Below are 14,561 nucleotides of genomic sequence, written 5' to 3'. Positions count from 1 at the left end.
CGAGAGACAGGAGCCACGCCTTCCATGAGCAAGCGCACCTCTCGCACGGCAGCCGCGGCCCTCTCCGCGATCACGATCGCGGCCCTGACGGCGGTCTCGGCACCGGCCGCCGCCCCCCATCCGGGGGGCTACACGTCCGAGTCACCGCCCGTCCCGCCCGGCACCACCTCGTACGTGCCCAAGGCCGTCAGCCGCGGCGGGGCCAGCGTCGTCGAGGTCGTCGTGGCGAATCCCGTCACCGGCGAACACCTCAAGACCTTCGCGATGCTGTGGACCCCGGACGGGTCCGTCTCCGAACTCACGGCCCTGCCGGGGGACGTCGACGGGAGCCCGACCGGAATCAACAAGGACCGTACGGTGGTGGGGACCACCCGCGCGCAGGCCCCCGGCGCCCAGGAGCACGCGGTGCGCTGGACCTCCGTGAACACGCCGGCCGAACTGCCGCAGCTGCCCGGGGACACGGCGGCGTTCCCCGCCGCGATCGGCGACGACGGCACCGCGGTCGGGTCCTCCTGGGATGCGACCTCCAAGCACGCCGTGGCGTGGCCGCCCAGCGGCGCGCCCGTCGCCCTGCCGCCGCTGCCGGGCGACAGCGGGAGCGCGGCCCTCGCCGTCAACGGCTCGGGCGAGGCGGTCGGCTACTCGTACCCGGCCGGCGGGGGCGGAGCCGAGCGGGCGGTCGTGTGGAGCCCCGACGGGGGCGTCACCGCGCTGGACGCGCCGACGGGCTTCGCGAGCAGCCGCGCGACCCGCATCACCGACTCCGGCATCGTGATCGGAACCGGCCGCCCGGGCGGCCCGCCGGACGAGGAGCACGCCCTGGTCTGGGACGCCGACGGCACCGTCGCCGACCTGGGCGCGGGCAGCGTGGCGAACGCCGTGAACGCCTCGGGCACGGTGGTGGGCGGTCAGGGCGGGCAGGCCGCGCGCTGGAGCGTGGACGGCACCGCGCTGCCGCTCGCGTCGACCGCGCCCGCGAGCGTCGCCACCGGCATCGACGACCAGGGCTACACCGTCGGTCACACCAGCGATCCGGCGCCGTCCGGCGTCCGGGTCCACGCCCGGCGCTGGACCCCCGACGGATCCGTGGCCGCGCTTCCCACCTGGTCGCCGCTGCTGCCCTCCTCCGAGGCCTTCGCCGTCACTCCCGACGGCGGGACCGCCGTGGGCGTGCTCTTCCGCGACGGCGACGCGGGCCACGAGCGGCCCTACGCCGTCCGCTGGCGGCGGTAGGCCGCGGCGGCGGCGTGCCGGCGGGGGCCGCCCGGGGAGGTCAGAGCGCCCACTGCATGTCCAGCAGGGACCTGATCTCCCCGGCGGCGGCGCCGAGTTCGGTGAGGAAGGCCTGGAGCGCCGGGTTGCGGTTGGTGGCCCGGGTGGCCACCCCGATCCGGCGGTGCAGCTGCGGGTGGTCCAGCCGGCACACGTGCACCCCGGCGCTGTCGGCCAGGCCGAGCGCCGGGATCAGCGCGACGCCCATGCCGGCCCGAGCGAGGTTGATGGTCACCTGGTAGTGGTCGCTGCGGCAGCGCACCCGGGGGCGGAACCCCTCGGCCGCGCAGGCGCGTTCGAGCACCGGCTCCCCGGTGCTGCCGCCGTGGGTGCCGATCCAGCTCTCGCCCTCCAGCTCGGCCAGCCGCACCACCGAGCGCCGCCCGAGCCGGTGCCGCAGCGGCACCACGACCAGCTGCGGCTCCTCGAAGTACATCCGCACGTCCACCGCCGCCCGGCGGCACCACGGGTCCAGCGGGTGCTCGAAGACGACGGCCGCGTCCAGCCGGCCGGCCTCCAGGTCCGGGACCAGCTCGTGCGGCTGGCCCATGATGAGCTCCAGCTCCACCTGCGGGTGGTCGGCGGCGAACGCGGCCAGCGCCCGGGGCAGCAGGTCCAGCCCGGCGGAGGCGAAGAAACCGATCCGCAGCACACCGGCGGCGCCCTTCGAGTGGGCCCGCAGGTCGTCCTGGGCGACGGCCATCAGATCGGCGATCGCCTGGGCGTGCTCGGCCAGCCGGACACCGGCGGGCGTCAGCCGCAGGGACTGCGGGGCCCGCTCCACCAGCGCGACGCCCAGCTCCTGCTCCAGGCGGGCGAGCTGGTGCGAGATGGCGGACGGGCTCAGGTGCAGCGCCTGAGCCGCGGCCACGATGGTGCCCCGGCGGGCGATCTCCAGCAGGACGTGCAGTCGGGCGCTGTTCAGCATCGGCCCAGGTTAGGACGTGTACGCCGGCTGCGCCGCCACCGGCTCCCCGGTGCCGCCGCCGGTGGCGGCCACGTCCAGCCGGAGCAGGTCGTGCTCGGTCTCCCGGCGCACCACCAGGCGGGCCTCGCCGTCCCGGACGAAGACGACGGCGGGCCGCGGCAGCTTGTTGTAGTTGGAGGCCATGGCGTAGCCGTAGGCGCCGGTCACCGGAGTGGCCAGCAGGTCGCCGACCCGCAGGTCGGAGGGGAGGGCGGCGTCGTCGACGATCACGTCGCCGCTCTCGCAGTGCTTGCCGACCAGCCGCGCGCGGCCCGGGCGGGGCGCCTCGGGACAGCGCGGCAGGAAGGCCTCGTAGCGGGCGCCGTACAGCGCGGGGCGCAGGTTGTCGCTCATGCCGCCGTCCACGCTGACGTAGGTGCGCACGCCCTCGATCCGCTTGACGGTGCCGACCCGGTACAGCGTCAGCCCGGCCCGGGCGGAGATCGAGCGGCCGGGCTCGACGCCCACCTCGCCGCTCCAGCCGGCGCCGCGCACCGCCGCGCGCACCCGCTCGGCCCAGACGGCGAAGGAGGGGGCGCTCTGCCCGTTCAGGTACGCCACGCCCAGGCCCCCGCCGACGGTGAGCCGGCGCAGGCCGTGCTCGACCGCGAAGCGGGCCACCGCGGCGGCGCCGTCGGCCAGCTCGGCCGGGTCCAGCACCTGGGAGCCGACGTGGGCGTGGACGCCCTCCAGCCGTACGGCGGCGGAGCCCGCGGCCCGGCGCACCGCGGCCGCGGCGGCGCCGTCGGCCAGGCCGAAGCCGAACTTGGAGTCGTGGCCGCCGGTCTGGATCGCCTCGTGGGCGCCGGCCGCGACGCCGGGCGCCACCCGCAGCTTGACCCGGGCCGGGGGCAGGCCCTCCTCGTGGTGCAGCCGCTCGATCCGGTCCAGCTCGTCGAAGCTGTCCACCACGAGATGGCGCAGGCCGACGGTCATCGCGGTGCGCAGCTCGGCCTCGTCCTTGTTGTTGCCGTGCAGCACGATCCGGTCGGGGGCCACCCCGGCGTACAGCGCGGTGCGCAGCTCGCCGCCGGAGGCGACGTCCAGCAGCAGGCCCTCCTCGGCGGCCAGGCGGGCCATCGCGGTGCACAGGAAGGCCTTGGAGGCGTAGGCGACGTTGTCCCGGCCGAAGGCGGCCACCGCCTCCCGGCAGCGCCGGCGCAGGTGCTCCTCGTCGTAGACGAACAGCGGTGTGCCGTACCGGCGGGCGGCCTCGTCCAGGAGCACACCGCCGACGGCCAGCCCCTCGGGGCGGAACTCGGCGGTGAGCGGCAGCAGGCCAGGATCGACGGGCCTCTGGGCCGGTGACACGGGGGACAGGGGCGACATGGGGGACAAGGCTTCCTCCCGGCGGGGCTGGTTGGCCCCGCCCATCCTCGTCCTGCGGGAAGCGGCGGGAAAAGCGCATTCTTCGGGCCCTGAGCGGTACCGAAACCGATGCTCGGTCCGGCGGACGGGCCCGGTCGGGGGCCTTGCATCTAAGCTTGCATCTATGGTGCTACGGTGTGCTCCATGGCCGACACCCCGCCCCCCGCCCGCGTCCCGGCCGCGGACCGCGCGTACGAACTGACCAAGGACCTCATCCTCGGCGGCGGCCTGCCCGGCGGGACGCTGATCAGCGAGGGCGAGATCGCCGAACGCGCCTCGCTCAGCCGCACCCCGGTCCGGGAGGCGTTCCTGCGGCTCCAGGCCGAGGGGCTGCTCCAGCTCTTCCCCAAGCGCGGAGCGGTCGTGGTGCCGGTGGGGCCGGGCGAGGCCGAGGACGTGCTGGAGCTGCGCGAGGCGCTGGAGAGCACCGCCGTGCGCCGGATCACCCGCCGCCCCGAGGGCCTCGACGCGCTGGTGCGGCAGCTGTCCGAGCTGATCGACCAGCAGCGCGAACCCGCCCGCCGCGCCGACCTCGGCGCCTTCGCCGCCGCCGACGAGGCCTTCCACCGGGGCATCGTGACCGCCTCCGGCAACGAGCTGTCCGAGCGCTTCTACGGGACGCTGCGCGACCGCCAGCGCCGGATGGCCGTCCAGCTGCTGCGGGTGCAGCCGCAGCGGCTGGCCTCGCTGGTCGAGGAGCACACCCTGCTCGTCGACCGGATCGCGGCCCGCGACGCCGAGGGCTTCACCGCCGCGCTGCGCGCCCACCTGGACGCCCACCGGGGCGTCACCGACCACTGAGCCACCCTTCGCGGCGCGCGTCGACCTCGCGCGCCCCTCGCCGCGCGGACGCCCGCGCGCACCCCCGACGGACCGCCGGGACCCGACCACCCGACAAGGAGCAGCACCACCATGAGCACCACCCGGCCGCCGTCCGCCGGTCCCGTCGCACCGTCAGGCCGGGGGCGGCCGTGGCTGCTCGCGGCCCTCGCCATGCTCTGCTGCGGCTGGGGCGGCAACCAGTTCACCCCGCTGCTGCTGATGTACCGCCACCTCGGCGGCTACTCGGAGGTCACCGTGGACGCCTTCCTGGGGGCGTACGTCCTCGGGCTGGTTCCCGGACTGCTGGCCGGCGGCGCCGCCTCGGACCGCTACGGCCGCCGCCCGCTGATGATCGCGGCGGTGGCCGTCTCGCTCGCCGCCAGCGGGGTGCTGTGCGGCGGCACGGCCGGTCAACTCCCCATCTACGGCGGACGGTTCCTCACCGGCATAGCCGTCGGCATCGCGATGGCGGTCGGCACCAGCTGGGTCAAGGAACTCTCCCAGGCCCCGCACGACCGGGCCGCCGACCCGGGCGCCGGAGCCCGCCGCGCCTCCCTCGCCCTGACCGCCGGCTTCGGCCTCGGCGCCGGGGTGGCCGGCGCGCTCGCCCAGTGGGGCCCCTGGCCGATGGTCACCCCGTACCTCGCCCACCTGGTGGTCACCGCGCCCGCGCTGTTCCTGCTCCCGAAGGCTGTGGAGACCCGCGAGCGCACCCCCGCCGTCCGCAGCCTCTGGGCCGACCTCAAGGTCCCGGCGGCCGGGCACCGCCGCTTCGTGCGGGTGGTCCTGCCGATGGCCCCGTGGGTGTTCGGCTCGGCCGGTGTCGCGTACGCCGTCACCCCGCAGCTGGTCGGGGACCGGCTGGGCCAGTGGTCGCTGGCCTACGCGACCCTGCTGACCGTCCTCACCCTCGGCACCGGTGCCCTCGTCCAGCCCTTCGCCAAGCGCCTGGACTCGCTCTCCTCGGCGCGCGGGGTGATCGTCTCCATGGTCCTGATGGCCTGCGGCATGGCCGTCTGCGCCGGCGACGCGACCCTCCGCTCCCCGCTGCTGGGCCTCGGCGGCGCGCTCCTCCTCGGCGCCGCCTACGGCATCGGGGTGGTCTCCGGCCTGCTGGAGATCCAGCGCCTCGTCACCCCCGACGACCTGGCCGGCATCACCGGCGTCTACTACGCGCTCTGCTACTCGGGGTTCCTGCTGCCCGCCGTGCTCGCCGCGTTCTCCTCGCTGGCCTCCTACACCGTGATGCTCGGCGTGGTGACGGTCCTGGCGCTCGCCAGCCTCGCCGTGATCCTCCGCTCCTCCCGGCGCGCCCTGCCGGAACCCGTCCGGGTCGAGACCTCCCACTGACCCAGCCCGTGCCGGCCGGTGTGCGCCGCGCCGCCCGCGCCGCCCAGCCCGTTCCCCGGGCGGGGCGGCGCCGTGCCGTCCGGGCCGAAAACCGGTTGCCCGGCCGGGTGCCGTACGACAGGGTCGCGTCATGACCGACCTGGAACTACGCCCCCTGACCTCCGACGACTGGCCGCTCTGGCGCGAGCTGCGCCTGGCCGCCCTGGCCGAGGCCCCGTACGCCTTCGGCTCGACCCTGGCCGACTGGCAGGACGCCGAGGAGAGCCGCTGGCGCTCCCGGCTGGAGATCCCCGGCGCCCTCGACCTGATGGCCCTGCTGGACGGCCTCCCGGTCGCGATGGCCAGCGGCATACCGGTCGACGACGACGCGACGGCCGTCGAGCTGATCTCCCTGTGGGTCGGCCCGCGGGCGCGCGGCCGGGGAGTGGCGGACCGGTTGATCGCCGAGATCGCCGCCTGGGCCGCCGGGCACGGCCGCACCACCCTCAAGCTCGCGGTCGCCCCGGACAACGCCGCCGCCCTCGCCCTCTACCGCCGCCACGGCTTCGCCGACACCGACGAACCGGGCGACCTGATGGCGGACGGCGTGCGCCGCGAACTGGTCCTGGCGCGGAGCCTGTAGCGGAACGCCTCCCCGCCGCCCTCCGGGCGGTCAGAGCTGAGCACGATCCGGTGAGGAAGGAGACGCGTCGTGAGTACGGCACCCCAGGCCCCCGGGGACTACAGCGCCGTCAGCGACCCCGAGAGGGCGTCGAAGTACGCGGTCCGGCACCTGGCGGGTGACCGGTCAGAGATCGTCGAGGGCGTCATCACCCCGAGGTCGCCGTCGTGGGCGCACGAGTCCGCCGCGGAGGTCGTTCGTCGCCGGCTCGGCCCCCGGTTGGAGCAGCTCGGCCTGGTGTCCGGTTCCGGCGACCTCGACCTGCCCGGCAGCGAGAACCGGTACATCCCCGACCTGGCGGTCGTGCCGGCCGAACTCGCCGAGAAGACCGAAGGCGCGCTGCTGCCCGATCAGACGCTCCTGATCGTCGAGGTCAGCTCGCCGTCGACCGCGGAGACCGACCGGGTCGTCAAACGCCGCCGCTACGGGCAGTACGGCGCCCCGCTCTACCTCCTGGTGGACCGGCAGAACCGCAGCTGCACCCTGTACAGCGAGCCGACCCGCCTCGGCTACGCCGCCGAGAGCGGCCCGGACCCCTTCGGCACTCCGGTCCACCTGCCGGCTCCCTTCGATCTGGAGCTCGACACCACCCGCCTGTAGGGGCGCCCGGCTCCCCGCGTCAGACCTTCGCGTCGTCCTTCGGGCGGGCGTGGGCCGGGAGACCGGTGGCGAGGTCCTCGACCAGCAGGCGCCAGGCGATGGCGTCCGCGGCGGCGCGCAGCCGGGGGCTGCGGGGGCGGCCGGCGTCGGCGTCGAGGCGGGCGTTGAGCCAGTGGGACCAGGCGCGGCCGAGGGCGCGGACCTCGTGGCTGCCGGCCTCGGTGGGGGTGAGGCGGTCGCCGTCGCGGGTGAGGTAGCCCTCGGCGGCCATGCGGTCGAAGACCGGGGCCAGGACCTCGGGCGGGACCCGCTTGCGGGCGGCGATGAGGTCGAGCGAGGCGTGGCCGACGGCCTCGGTGTGCCCGGCCACCTGCATCAGCGCCCAGGCGCCGGCCAGGTCCACCCGGGTGTCGGCGTCGTCGACGATGCCGCGGACGGTGTCGAGGTCCACGCCGCGCACGATCTTGCCGACGGCGAACTCCAGGTGCGGGTCGGAGTCGCTGGTGGTCGGCTGGGCGAAGCCCTCGCCCATGTCGGTGGAACCGGCCCGGGTGGTGTCGCGCAGTTGCACCTGCTTGAGGAAGAGGGCGACGACGAAGCCGACGACGGCCACCGGGATGGTCCACAGGTACACGGTGTGCAGCGCGTCGGAGTACGCCCGGACGATGGGCGCGGCCTGGTCGGCGGGTAGCCGGTGCAGCCCCTGGGGGCTCCCGGCGGCATGGGCGAGCACGGCCGGGTCGGCGCCGGTGAGCCGGGCGGCGGTGCCGACCCCGGTGGCGAGTTCGGTCTTCAGGCTGTTGGCGTAGATGGTGCCGAACACGGCGGTGCCGAAGGAACTGCCGATGGTGCGGAAGAAGGTCACCCCGGCGGTGGCGGTGCCGAGGTCCGCGTAGTCGACGGTGTTCTGCACGGCGATGGTCAGCACCTGCATGCTCAGCCCGATGCCGACGCCGAGCACGAACATGTACAGCGAGGCGAGCGCGGTGCCGGTGCCCGGCTGGAGGCGGGAGAGCAGGTACAGGCCGAGGGCCATCACCAGGGTGCCGAAGATCGGGAACAGCCGGTACCTGCCGGTCTTGCTGACGGCGTTGCCGCTGGCGATGGAGGCGATCAGCAGGCCGATCACCATGGGCAGCATCCGGACGCCGGAGACCGTCGCCGAGTCGCCGTCCACGTACTGGAGGAAGGTCGGCAGGAAGGTCAGCGCGCCGAGCATGGCGAAGCCGACGATGAAGCTGAGCACCGAGCAGACCGCGAACACCGGGTTGCGGAACAGCCGCATCGGCAGCATGGGTTCGACGGCGCGGGTCTCCGCCCAGCAGAACAGGCCGAGCGCCACCGCGCCGCCGACGAACAGGCCGATGATCACCCCGGAGCCCCAGGGGTACTCGTTGCCGCCCCAACTGGTCGCCAGGATCAGGGCGCTGGCCCCGACCGCGACCAGCGCGATCCCCAGGTAGTCGATCACCGGCCGCACGGCCGAGCGCACCGAGGGGATGGTCCGGGCGGCCGCGGCGACCACCACGACCGCGATCGGCACGTTGACGTAGAACGCCCAGCGCCAGGACAGGTGGTCGGTGAACAGCCCGCCCAGCAGCGGGCCGATCACCGTCGCCAGCCCGAACACCGCGCCGATCGCACCCTGGTACTTGCCGCGCTCGCGCAGCGGGATGACGTCCGCGATCAGCGCCATGGAGGTGACCATCAGACCGCCCGCGCCGATGCCCTGGACGGCCCGCCAGGCGATCAGCAGCGTCATGTTGGTGGACAGCCCGCACAGGAACGAGCCGCCGACGAAGACGATCGCCGAGATCTGGAACAGCAGCTTGCGCCCGTACAGGTCGCCGAACCTGCCGGCCAGCACGGTGGCGACCGTCTCGGCCAGCAGGTAGGAGGTCACCACCCAGGACATGTGGGCGGCTCCGCCGAGGTCCGCGACGATGGTGGGCAGGGCGGTGCCGACGATGGTCTGGTCGAGGGCCGCCAGCAGCATGCCGAGCACGATGGTGGCGAAGACGACGTTCCGCTGCCGGATGTCCAGCACCGGTGGGGCGGACGGCGGGTTCTCGGTGGCGACGGTCATGCCGTCAGCCTCCGGGGTGAGGTGGCCGCTCGCGATCCGGTTCACCCGTTCGGGTGAAAGTGGGTGGCGGGAGCCAGGTGATCGGCCCGGGTGGCGGCGCACGGTGGGCCGGGCGACGATGGGCCGGGCGGCGGTCGCCCCGTCGCCCCCGCGAGGCCGATCGGAGCGCCGACCTGCCAGCGCCGACCTCACAGCGCCGACCTCGTACCCCGGCGCCGATCTCGGACAGATCGCCGACCAGGACGCCCCCGGCCCCCGGGAAGAGGCTCCCATGACCGCCGACCACCCGCGCAGCACCGCGCCCCCCACGAAGCCCGGCGCCTCCGCCGTGGGCGGGCGGGCCGTCACCCGGCGCTGGCGGGCGCTCACGATCTGCCTGGTCGCCGGTTTCATGACCCTGCTGGACGTCAGCATCGTCAACGTCGCCCTGCCGACCGTACGGGCCGGGCTGCACATGTCGGACAGCGGCCTCCAGTGGGTGCTCAGCGGCTACGCGCTGGCCTTCGGCCTGGTGCTGGTGCCCTCCGGGCGGCTCGGTGACGCCCGCAGCAGACGGGCCGTCTTCCTCGCCGGCCTCGCCCTGTTCACCGTGGCCAGCGCGCTCGCCGGGGCGGCGCAGAACCAGGAGTGGCTGGTGCTGGCCCGGCTCTTCCAGGGCGCGGCGGGCGGGGTGCTGGTGCCGCAGGTGTCCGGCTTCATCCAGGTGCTGTTCCAGGGCGCCGAACGCGGCCGGGCCTTCGGCGCGCTGGGCGCGACCATCGGGCTGTCCACCGCCGTCGGGCCGCTGCTCGGCGGTGTGCTGATCCACCTGGTCGGCCCGGAGAACGGCTGGCGCGGGGTGTTCCTGGTCAACCTGCCACTCGGCGTCGCCGCGCTGCCGGTCGCCTACCGGCTGCTCCCGGCGCCCCCGCCCGCCGACCAGCGGGCCGGGCACCGGGACTTCGACCCGGTCGGGGTGCTGCTGCTCGGCGCCGGCACGGTCTCGCTGCTGCTGCCGTTCGTCCAGGCCCAGCAGTGGCACGGTTCGACGCGCTGGCTGCTGCTGCCGCTGGCGGCGGTGCTGCTGGCCGCCTTCGTCGGCTGGGAGCTGTCCTACGGGCGGCGGCACGAGCCGCTGGTGAGCATGGCGCTGTTCACGGTGCGCCCGTACGCGGCCGGGGTGCTGCTCTCGCTGGTGTACTTCGCCGGGTTCACCGCGATCTTCTTCATCTTCACGCTCTACCTCCAGGCGGGCCTGCACTACTCGGCGCTGACGGCGGGCCTGGCGATCACGCCGTTCGCGGTCGGCTCGGGCGTGTCCGCGGCGGTCGGGGGCCGTCTGGTGAGCCGGCTCGGGCGGAGGCTGGTGGTGGCCGGGCTGGTGCTGGTGCTGGCCGGGCTGTTGGCCTCGGCGCTCGCGGTGCAGTTCTGGTCGGGGCCCAACGTGGGGTGGACGACGGCGCTGCCGCTGCTGGTCGCCGGGGTGGGCAGCGGGCTGGTGATCGCCCCGAACCAGACGCTGACCCTCCAGCAGGTGCCGGTGGCCCGGGCGGGCAGTGCGGGCGGGGTGTTGCAGACCGCGCAGCGGGTCGGTTCGGCGGTGGGCATCGCCGTCGTCGGCTCGGTGTTCTTCGCCCACGCCGCGGGCCCCCGCCCGGACTGGGCGCTGGCCTTCCAGCTGGGGGTGACGGTCGCCGCGGGCATGGTGCTGGTGGCGCTGCTGGTGGCGGTCGCCGACATGGCCTCGGGCCGGGGCAGCTTCCGGGCCGCCGGGCCGCGGGTGGGAGACGGACCGAGAACCGGGGGCGGGCCGACGGCGGGGCACGGATCGCGGGCGGGGGACCGGCCCGGAGCGGGGGACGGGCCGTGACGGACTCCCGGACGGACTTCCTGGCCGCCGCCCTCGCGGCCGGGGAACTGCTGCGCCGCCCGGAGGTGGCCCGCGCCTGGCGGCGGCCGAGCGCGCTGGCGCGGTGGAGCGTCGGCGGGCTGGCCGGGCACCTGGCCTACCAGGTCCTCTGCGTGCCGGAGGCACTGGCCGCGCCCGTACCGGAGGAGCCGGTGGTCGGCCTGCCGGACCACTACGCCCGGTCGGCCTGGGTCGGCGCCGGGCTCGACGCGGAGGTCAACGTGCGGATCCGGCAGGGCAGCGAGGCCTTCGCGGCGAGCGGGCCGGCCGCGCTGCACCGCCGGCTCACCGCCGTGCTGCCGGAACTCGCCCTCACGCTGGCGGCGGCGGACGGCACCCGGCCCGCCCGGCTGCCGTTCTGGGGCCCGTGGTCGCTCACCCTCGACGACCTGCTGGCCACCCGGACGATGGAACTGGCCGTCCACGCCGACGACCTGGCGGTCAGCGTGGGGGCTCCGGGCCCCGAACTCCCGCCGGAGACCGCCGAGTCGGTGATAGGCCTGCTGACCGGGCTGGCCGTCCGGCGACACGGCCTGGCGGCCGTGCTGCGGGCGCTGAGCCGGGCCGAGCGGGCACCGGGGAGCATCGCGGCGTTCTGAGCTGCGCCGTCGCGCCCGCCGGGTGACCGACCGTCGGCCCGAGCGGCCCGAGCAGGCGCTGGGCGAGATCGAGGCCGCCGGGCGGGACACCCTGGCCGCGCCGCGCCGGATGCCGGTCACGCCGCGCCGGGCCGACGGCGAGGCCTCGGACACCGGGCCGCAGGGACTGGCCGACGTCGACCGGCCGGCCGCGGCCACCACGGCGGCCGGGGTGCGGGTCGAGCTTCGGCGGCACGGTGAGCGACCTGGTGTTCGGCGTCGCGAGTCGTCGGGAGTCGTGGCGACCGTCAAGACGTCCATGACCCGGCTGCCGGCCGAGCGCGACGCCCGCGACCGGGTGCGGCTGGTGATCCTGGCGTACGAGGCGGGCCCGGTCGCGGTGTCCGGCTGACCGGGCCCGCCGCCGAGCGAACGCTTCCCCGCCCGGTCGTGGGGCGCCGGTGCTCAGCGCTTGACGGCCACGCCCGCGTACATCGCGATGTCCTGGTCCCGGACGGGAACGGCGTCCGCGTCCGGGTGCCAGTGGTGCACCAGGGTGACGCCCGGGTCGAGCAGCTCGTACCCGGCGAAGAAGGCCTCGGTCTCCGCCTTGTCGCGGATCTGGAGCGGGATGCCGCGCGCGTTGTACTCGCGGCCGACGCCGCCCACGCCCACCGGGTCGGTGTCCCCGGTGAAGACCGTCAGGACGAGGAAGCTGCCGGGCGCCAGGGCGTCCATGAAGCGGCGCACGATGCCCTGGGGGTCGTCCTCGTCCAGCACGAAGTGGACGATCGCGATCAGCGACAGCGCCACCGGCTGGGAGAAGTCGAGCACCTCGCGCAGCCGGGGGTTGTCGATGATGGACGCCGGGTCGCGGAAGTCGGCGTCCACGTAACAGGTGCGGCCCTCGGGCGTGCTGTCCATCAGGGCCCGGGCGTGGGTCAGCACGATTGGGTCGTTGTCCACGTAGGCGACCCGGGCCTCGGGGGCGATCGACTGGGCGATCTCGTGCACGTTCGGCGAGGTGGGGATGCCGGTGCCGATGTCCAGGAACTGCCGGACGCCGTACCGTTCGGCGAGGTGGCGCACCGAGCGCTGCATGAAGTCGCGGGTGGTGCGCATCGAGACCGGCAGCGACGGCCAGGCCTGCACCGAGGCGTGCGCCGCCGTGCGGTCCGCCTCGAAGTTGGTCTTGCCGCCGATGAGGTAGTCGTAGACCCGGGCGGAGTGCGGAACGTCCATCCGCAGGTCCACCGACGGGTGGTCGTTCCGCGGTTCCCGCTCCGACCGGACCTCGTTCGCCATGCCTGCTCTCCCGTCGTTGGGCAATCCGTCACCGGCCGCCCTCGCGGCGGTCCATGGTGCGCATGGTAACGGTCGCCCGGTACGACGAGATGACGGGGGTTCAGGATTGCGGCTCCGGGTGCAGGGGGTCGAGCGGGGCGCCGCCGGGCCGGCGGGGAAGAGCGGTGGTGTCGGACTCCGCCCGGGCGCGCGCCGCGAGTTCGAGCGCCGCGCCGATCCAGGCCAGGCCGAAGGCCCACGTCGCCAGCCACTCGCACAGGTACAGCGGGTGCACGGACCAGTGCGAGCCGGCGCCCGTCACCCCCGCCAGCACGGTGAGCGCCAGGGCGGCCAGGATCACCACCCCGGCCACCAGGTAGGCCGTCCCCACCCGCGCGGGCTGGGTGGAGCGGGGGTTGCGGAAGGAGTAGAGGCAGAACAGCGCCAGCATGACGAACAGCAGGCCGGCGAAGGCCAGGTGGAACACCCCGACGGTGCGCTGGAGGCCGGACGCGCCGGGCCCCGGGGACGTCGGGCACAGTGCCACCCCGAGCGCGAAGAACCCGGCCGCCGTGCTCCAGCGGTCGTCCCGCCGGTCGTAGCGGTAGCAGATCAGGAACACCCCGAGCGCGCACAGCGCGCCGACGAAGACGTTCCGGGTGCCGGTGTAGTACGCGGCGCTCATCGAGACGGGCCAGAAGCCGTCCGTGCTGCGCCCCGTCACCTCGGCGGACAGCCAGTTGCCGAACGGCAGGGCGGGTGGCAGCAGGATGCCGATCAGGCCGACGCCGAGACGCAGGATCGCGATGGTCCGTACGTCCTGGACGTCGCGCCGGGCACCGGGGGAGTTCTGAGTGAGGGAGTCGTGAAGCACGGACGCCTCCTTGCCTTTCGCACGGGCGCCTTGGCCCGCATTCCTCTGGCCGCGGGGGACGGGTGACGGCGGCGTCGGACGGGCGAAGCCGTGCACCTGGGCGGCCGTCAACTGGTGTACCCGCATCGGAGTTCGAACCACCGTGGAAGCACCACCGGTTCGGGTGGTTTGCGCCCGTGATGACCGCCCGGAGAGGCGGGAGTGACCGTCTATCACGGCTGTGGGGGCCGCGCCGGTTCAACTCCCCTTCGGGCACCCGGGAAAGCGGCTTCGACTTCGCCAACCAAGGCTTGGAGAAAGGGAATTGGCCTGTACGATTCCCACCCGAACGCGACCGGAGTGGAGGAGACGGTGGCCACCGAGACCGGCACGCCCGGAGCCGCCCACCGGCCGGCGCGCTGGGTTCCCACCCGGCTGCGGGCGGAGCCGTGGGCCGCCCTGCTGGTCGCGGCCCTCGCCTTCGTCACCGTCTTCCTCGCCGCGATCGGTCCGGCCTTCGACCTCTCCAGCCTGGTCGGCGTCAAGTCCGCCGAGGTGCCGCGTCCCGCGGTGCTGCCGGTGCTGCTGCCCACGGCGGGCCTGGCGCTGGCGGCCTGCCTCGGGGTGGTGCTGGAGGCTCTGGTCGCCGGGCGGCGGCAGCTCGCCATCGAGCTGCGCGCGGGGGACCGGTGACGGGAGTGCGGACGCCGGGGGGGGGGGGGGGGGGGGGGGGGGGGGGAGGGGGGGTGGGGGAGGGGGGGGGGGGGGAGAGGGGAGGGGGTCGGTGCTTCATGTCGTGTTTGGTGCGGCGGGTGTGCTGTGTCGTTGCGCG

The 14,561-nt window shown here is 75.0% G+C and carries 14 protein-coding genes; 9 read left to right on the top strand and 5 right to left on the bottom strand.

Features of this window, described 5'->3' with window-relative positions; translation table 11 throughout:
* The first annotated feature begins 24 nt into the window (after positions 1–24).
* Complete coding sequence (locus tag ACZ55U_RS35220) at positions 25–1,233, top strand: hypothetical protein (RefSeq protein ID WP_465532974.1); 1,209 nt, start codon at positions 25–27, stop codon at positions 1,231–1,233.
* 40 nt (positions 1,234–1,273) lie between these two features.
* Here ACZ55U_RS35220 and ACZ55U_RS35215 read toward each other — a convergent pair whose 3' ends face one another.
* Together ACZ55U_RS35215 and lysA are read right to left on the bottom strand one after the other, a co-directional pair.
* Entirely contained in the window at positions 1,274–2,200 is a 927-nt protein-coding gene (locus tag ACZ55U_RS35215) for a LysR family transcriptional regulator (RefSeq protein ID WP_465532972.1), read from the bottom strand.
* A gap of 9 nt (positions 2,201–2,209) precedes the next feature.
* Positions 2,210–3,550 carry a diaminopimelate decarboxylase gene (lysA, locus tag ACZ55U_RS35210; RefSeq protein ID WP_465532970.1) on the bottom strand — a complete coding sequence of 447 codons (1,341 nt, stop codon included), beginning with the start codon at positions 3,548–3,550 and terminating at the stop codon, positions 2,210–2,212.
* Between the two features lie 201 nt (positions 3,551–3,751).
* Here lysA and ACZ55U_RS35205 point away from each other — a divergent pair, with 201 nt between their 5' ends.
* The 4 genes from ACZ55U_RS35205 to ACZ55U_RS35190 all read left to right on the top strand — a co-directional run bounded on the left by ACZ55U_RS35205 (position 3,752) and on the right by ACZ55U_RS35190 (position 7,040).
* Positions 3,752–4,408, top strand: a complete 657-nt coding sequence (locus tag ACZ55U_RS35205; RefSeq protein ID WP_465532968.1) for a GntR family transcriptional regulator — start codon at positions 3,752–3,754, stop codon at positions 4,406–4,408.
* A 111-nt stretch (positions 4,409–4,519) separates the two neighbouring features.
* On the top strand, positions 4,520–5,779 hold the full coding sequence (locus ACZ55U_RS35200; RefSeq protein ID WP_465532966.1) for an MFS transporter: 1,260 nt from the start codon (positions 4,520–4,522) through the stop codon (positions 5,777–5,779).
* 130 nt (positions 5,780–5,909) lie between these two features.
* Positions 5,910–6,401: a GNAT family N-acetyltransferase gene (locus ACZ55U_RS35195; protein ID WP_465532964.1), complete on the top strand. Its 492-nt coding sequence runs from the start codon at positions 5,910–5,912 to the stop codon at positions 6,399–6,401.
* A 69-nt stretch (positions 6,402–6,470) separates the two neighbouring features.
* Positions 6,471–7,040: a Uma2 family endonuclease gene (locus ACZ55U_RS35190; protein WP_465532962.1), complete on the top strand. Its 570-nt coding sequence runs from the start codon at positions 6,471–6,473 to the stop codon at positions 7,038–7,040.
* 19 nt (positions 7,041–7,059) lie between these two features.
* Here the strand turns inward: ACZ55U_RS35190 and ACZ55U_RS35185 are convergent, their stop codons facing one another.
* Positions 7,060–9,126 carry an MDR family MFS transporter gene (locus ACZ55U_RS35185; RefSeq protein ID WP_465532960.1) on the bottom strand — a complete coding sequence of 689 codons (2,067 nt, stop codon included), beginning with the start codon at positions 9,124–9,126 and terminating at the stop codon, positions 7,060–7,062.
* Positions 9,127–9,397: 271 nt separating this feature from the next.
* Between ACZ55U_RS35185 and ACZ55U_RS35180 the strand changes: the two genes are divergently transcribed.
* Genes ACZ55U_RS35180 through ACZ55U_RS35170 form a run of 3 tightly spaced genes read left to right on the top strand, consistent with a single transcriptional unit; the run spans position 9,398 to position 12,004 of the window.
* Positions 9,398–10,975 (top strand): MFS transporter, encoded by a 1,578-nt coding sequence (locus ACZ55U_RS35180; protein ID WP_465532958.1) that lies wholly within the window; start codon positions 9,398–9,400, stop codon positions 10,973–10,975.
* Positions 10,972–11,613: a maleylpyruvate isomerase N-terminal domain-containing protein gene (locus tag ACZ55U_RS35175; protein ID WP_465532956.1), complete on the top strand. Its 642-nt coding sequence runs from the start codon at positions 10,972–10,974 to the stop codon at positions 11,611–11,613. Before ACZ55U_RS35180 ends, ACZ55U_RS35175 begins: the two co-directional genes overlap by 4 nt.
* 22 nt (positions 11,614–11,635) lie before the next feature.
* Positions 11,636–12,004 (top strand): hypothetical protein, encoded by a 369-nt coding sequence (locus ACZ55U_RS35170; protein ID WP_465532954.1) that lies wholly within the window; start codon positions 11,636–11,638, stop codon positions 12,002–12,004.
* 53 nt (positions 12,005–12,057) lie between these two features.
* Here ACZ55U_RS35170 and ACZ55U_RS35165 read toward each other — a convergent pair whose 3' ends face one another.
* Entirely contained in the window at positions 12,058–12,897 is an 840-nt protein-coding gene (locus ACZ55U_RS35165; RefSeq protein WP_465532952.1) for an SAM-dependent methyltransferase, read from the bottom strand.
* Between the two features lie 100 nt (positions 12,898–12,997).
* Positions 12,998–13,750 carry a hypothetical protein gene (locus tag ACZ55U_RS35160; RefSeq protein WP_465532950.1) on the bottom strand — a complete coding sequence of 251 codons (753 nt, stop codon included), beginning with the start codon at positions 13,748–13,750 and terminating at the stop codon, positions 12,998–13,000.
* 351 nt (positions 13,751–14,101) lie between these two features.
* On the opposite strand from ACZ55U_RS35160, the gene ACZ55U_RS35155 reads away from it, so the two are divergent.
* Complete coding sequence (locus ACZ55U_RS35155; RefSeq protein ID WP_465532949.1) at positions 14,102–14,422, top strand: hypothetical protein; 321 nt, start codon at positions 14,102–14,104, stop codon at positions 14,420–14,422.
* Positions 14,423–14,561 lie beyond the last annotated feature (139 nt).

Source organism: Kitasatospora sp. NPDC034533, from assembly GCF_055575155.1.
The sequence above is the reverse complement of the archived record's forward strand: the minus strand, read 5'-3'. Positions and strand labels throughout refer to the sequence as shown.

What these genes read in the sequence shown, in the direction of transcription:
- ACZ55U_RS35195 (WP_465532964.1), top strand. Translation starts at nt 5,910, where the DNA reads ATGACCGACCTGGAACTACGCCCCCTGACCTCCGACGACTGGCCGCTC.
- ACZ55U_RS35220 (WP_465532974.1), top strand. Translation starts at nt 25, where the DNA reads ATGAGCAAGCGCACCTCTCGCACGGCAGCCGCGGCCCTCTCCGCGATC.
- ACZ55U_RS35200 (WP_465532966.1), top strand. Translation starts at nt 4,520, where the DNA reads ATGAGCACCACCCGGCCGCCGTCCGCCGGTCCCGTCGCACCGTCAGGC.
- ACZ55U_RS35180 (WP_465532958.1), top strand. Translation starts at nt 9,398, where the DNA reads ATGACCGCCGACCACCCGCGCAGCACCGCGCCCCCCACGAAGCCCGGC.
- ACZ55U_RS35165 (WP_465532952.1), bottom strand. Translation starts at nt 12,897, where the DNA reads ATGGCGAACGAGGTCCGGTCGGAGCGGGAACCGCGGAACGACCACCCG.
- ACZ55U_RS35215 (WP_465532972.1), bottom strand. Translation starts at nt 2,200, where the DNA reads ATGCTGAACAGCGCCCGACTGCACGTCCTGCTGGAGATCGCCCGCCGG.
- ACZ55U_RS35205 (WP_465532968.1), top strand. Translation starts at nt 3,752, where the DNA reads ATGGCCGACACCCCGCCCCCCGCCCGCGTCCCGGCCGCGGACCGCGCG.
- ACZ55U_RS35185 (WP_465532960.1), bottom strand. Translation starts at nt 9,126, where the DNA reads ATGACCGTCGCCACCGAGAACCCGCCGTCCGCCCCACCGGTGCTGGAC.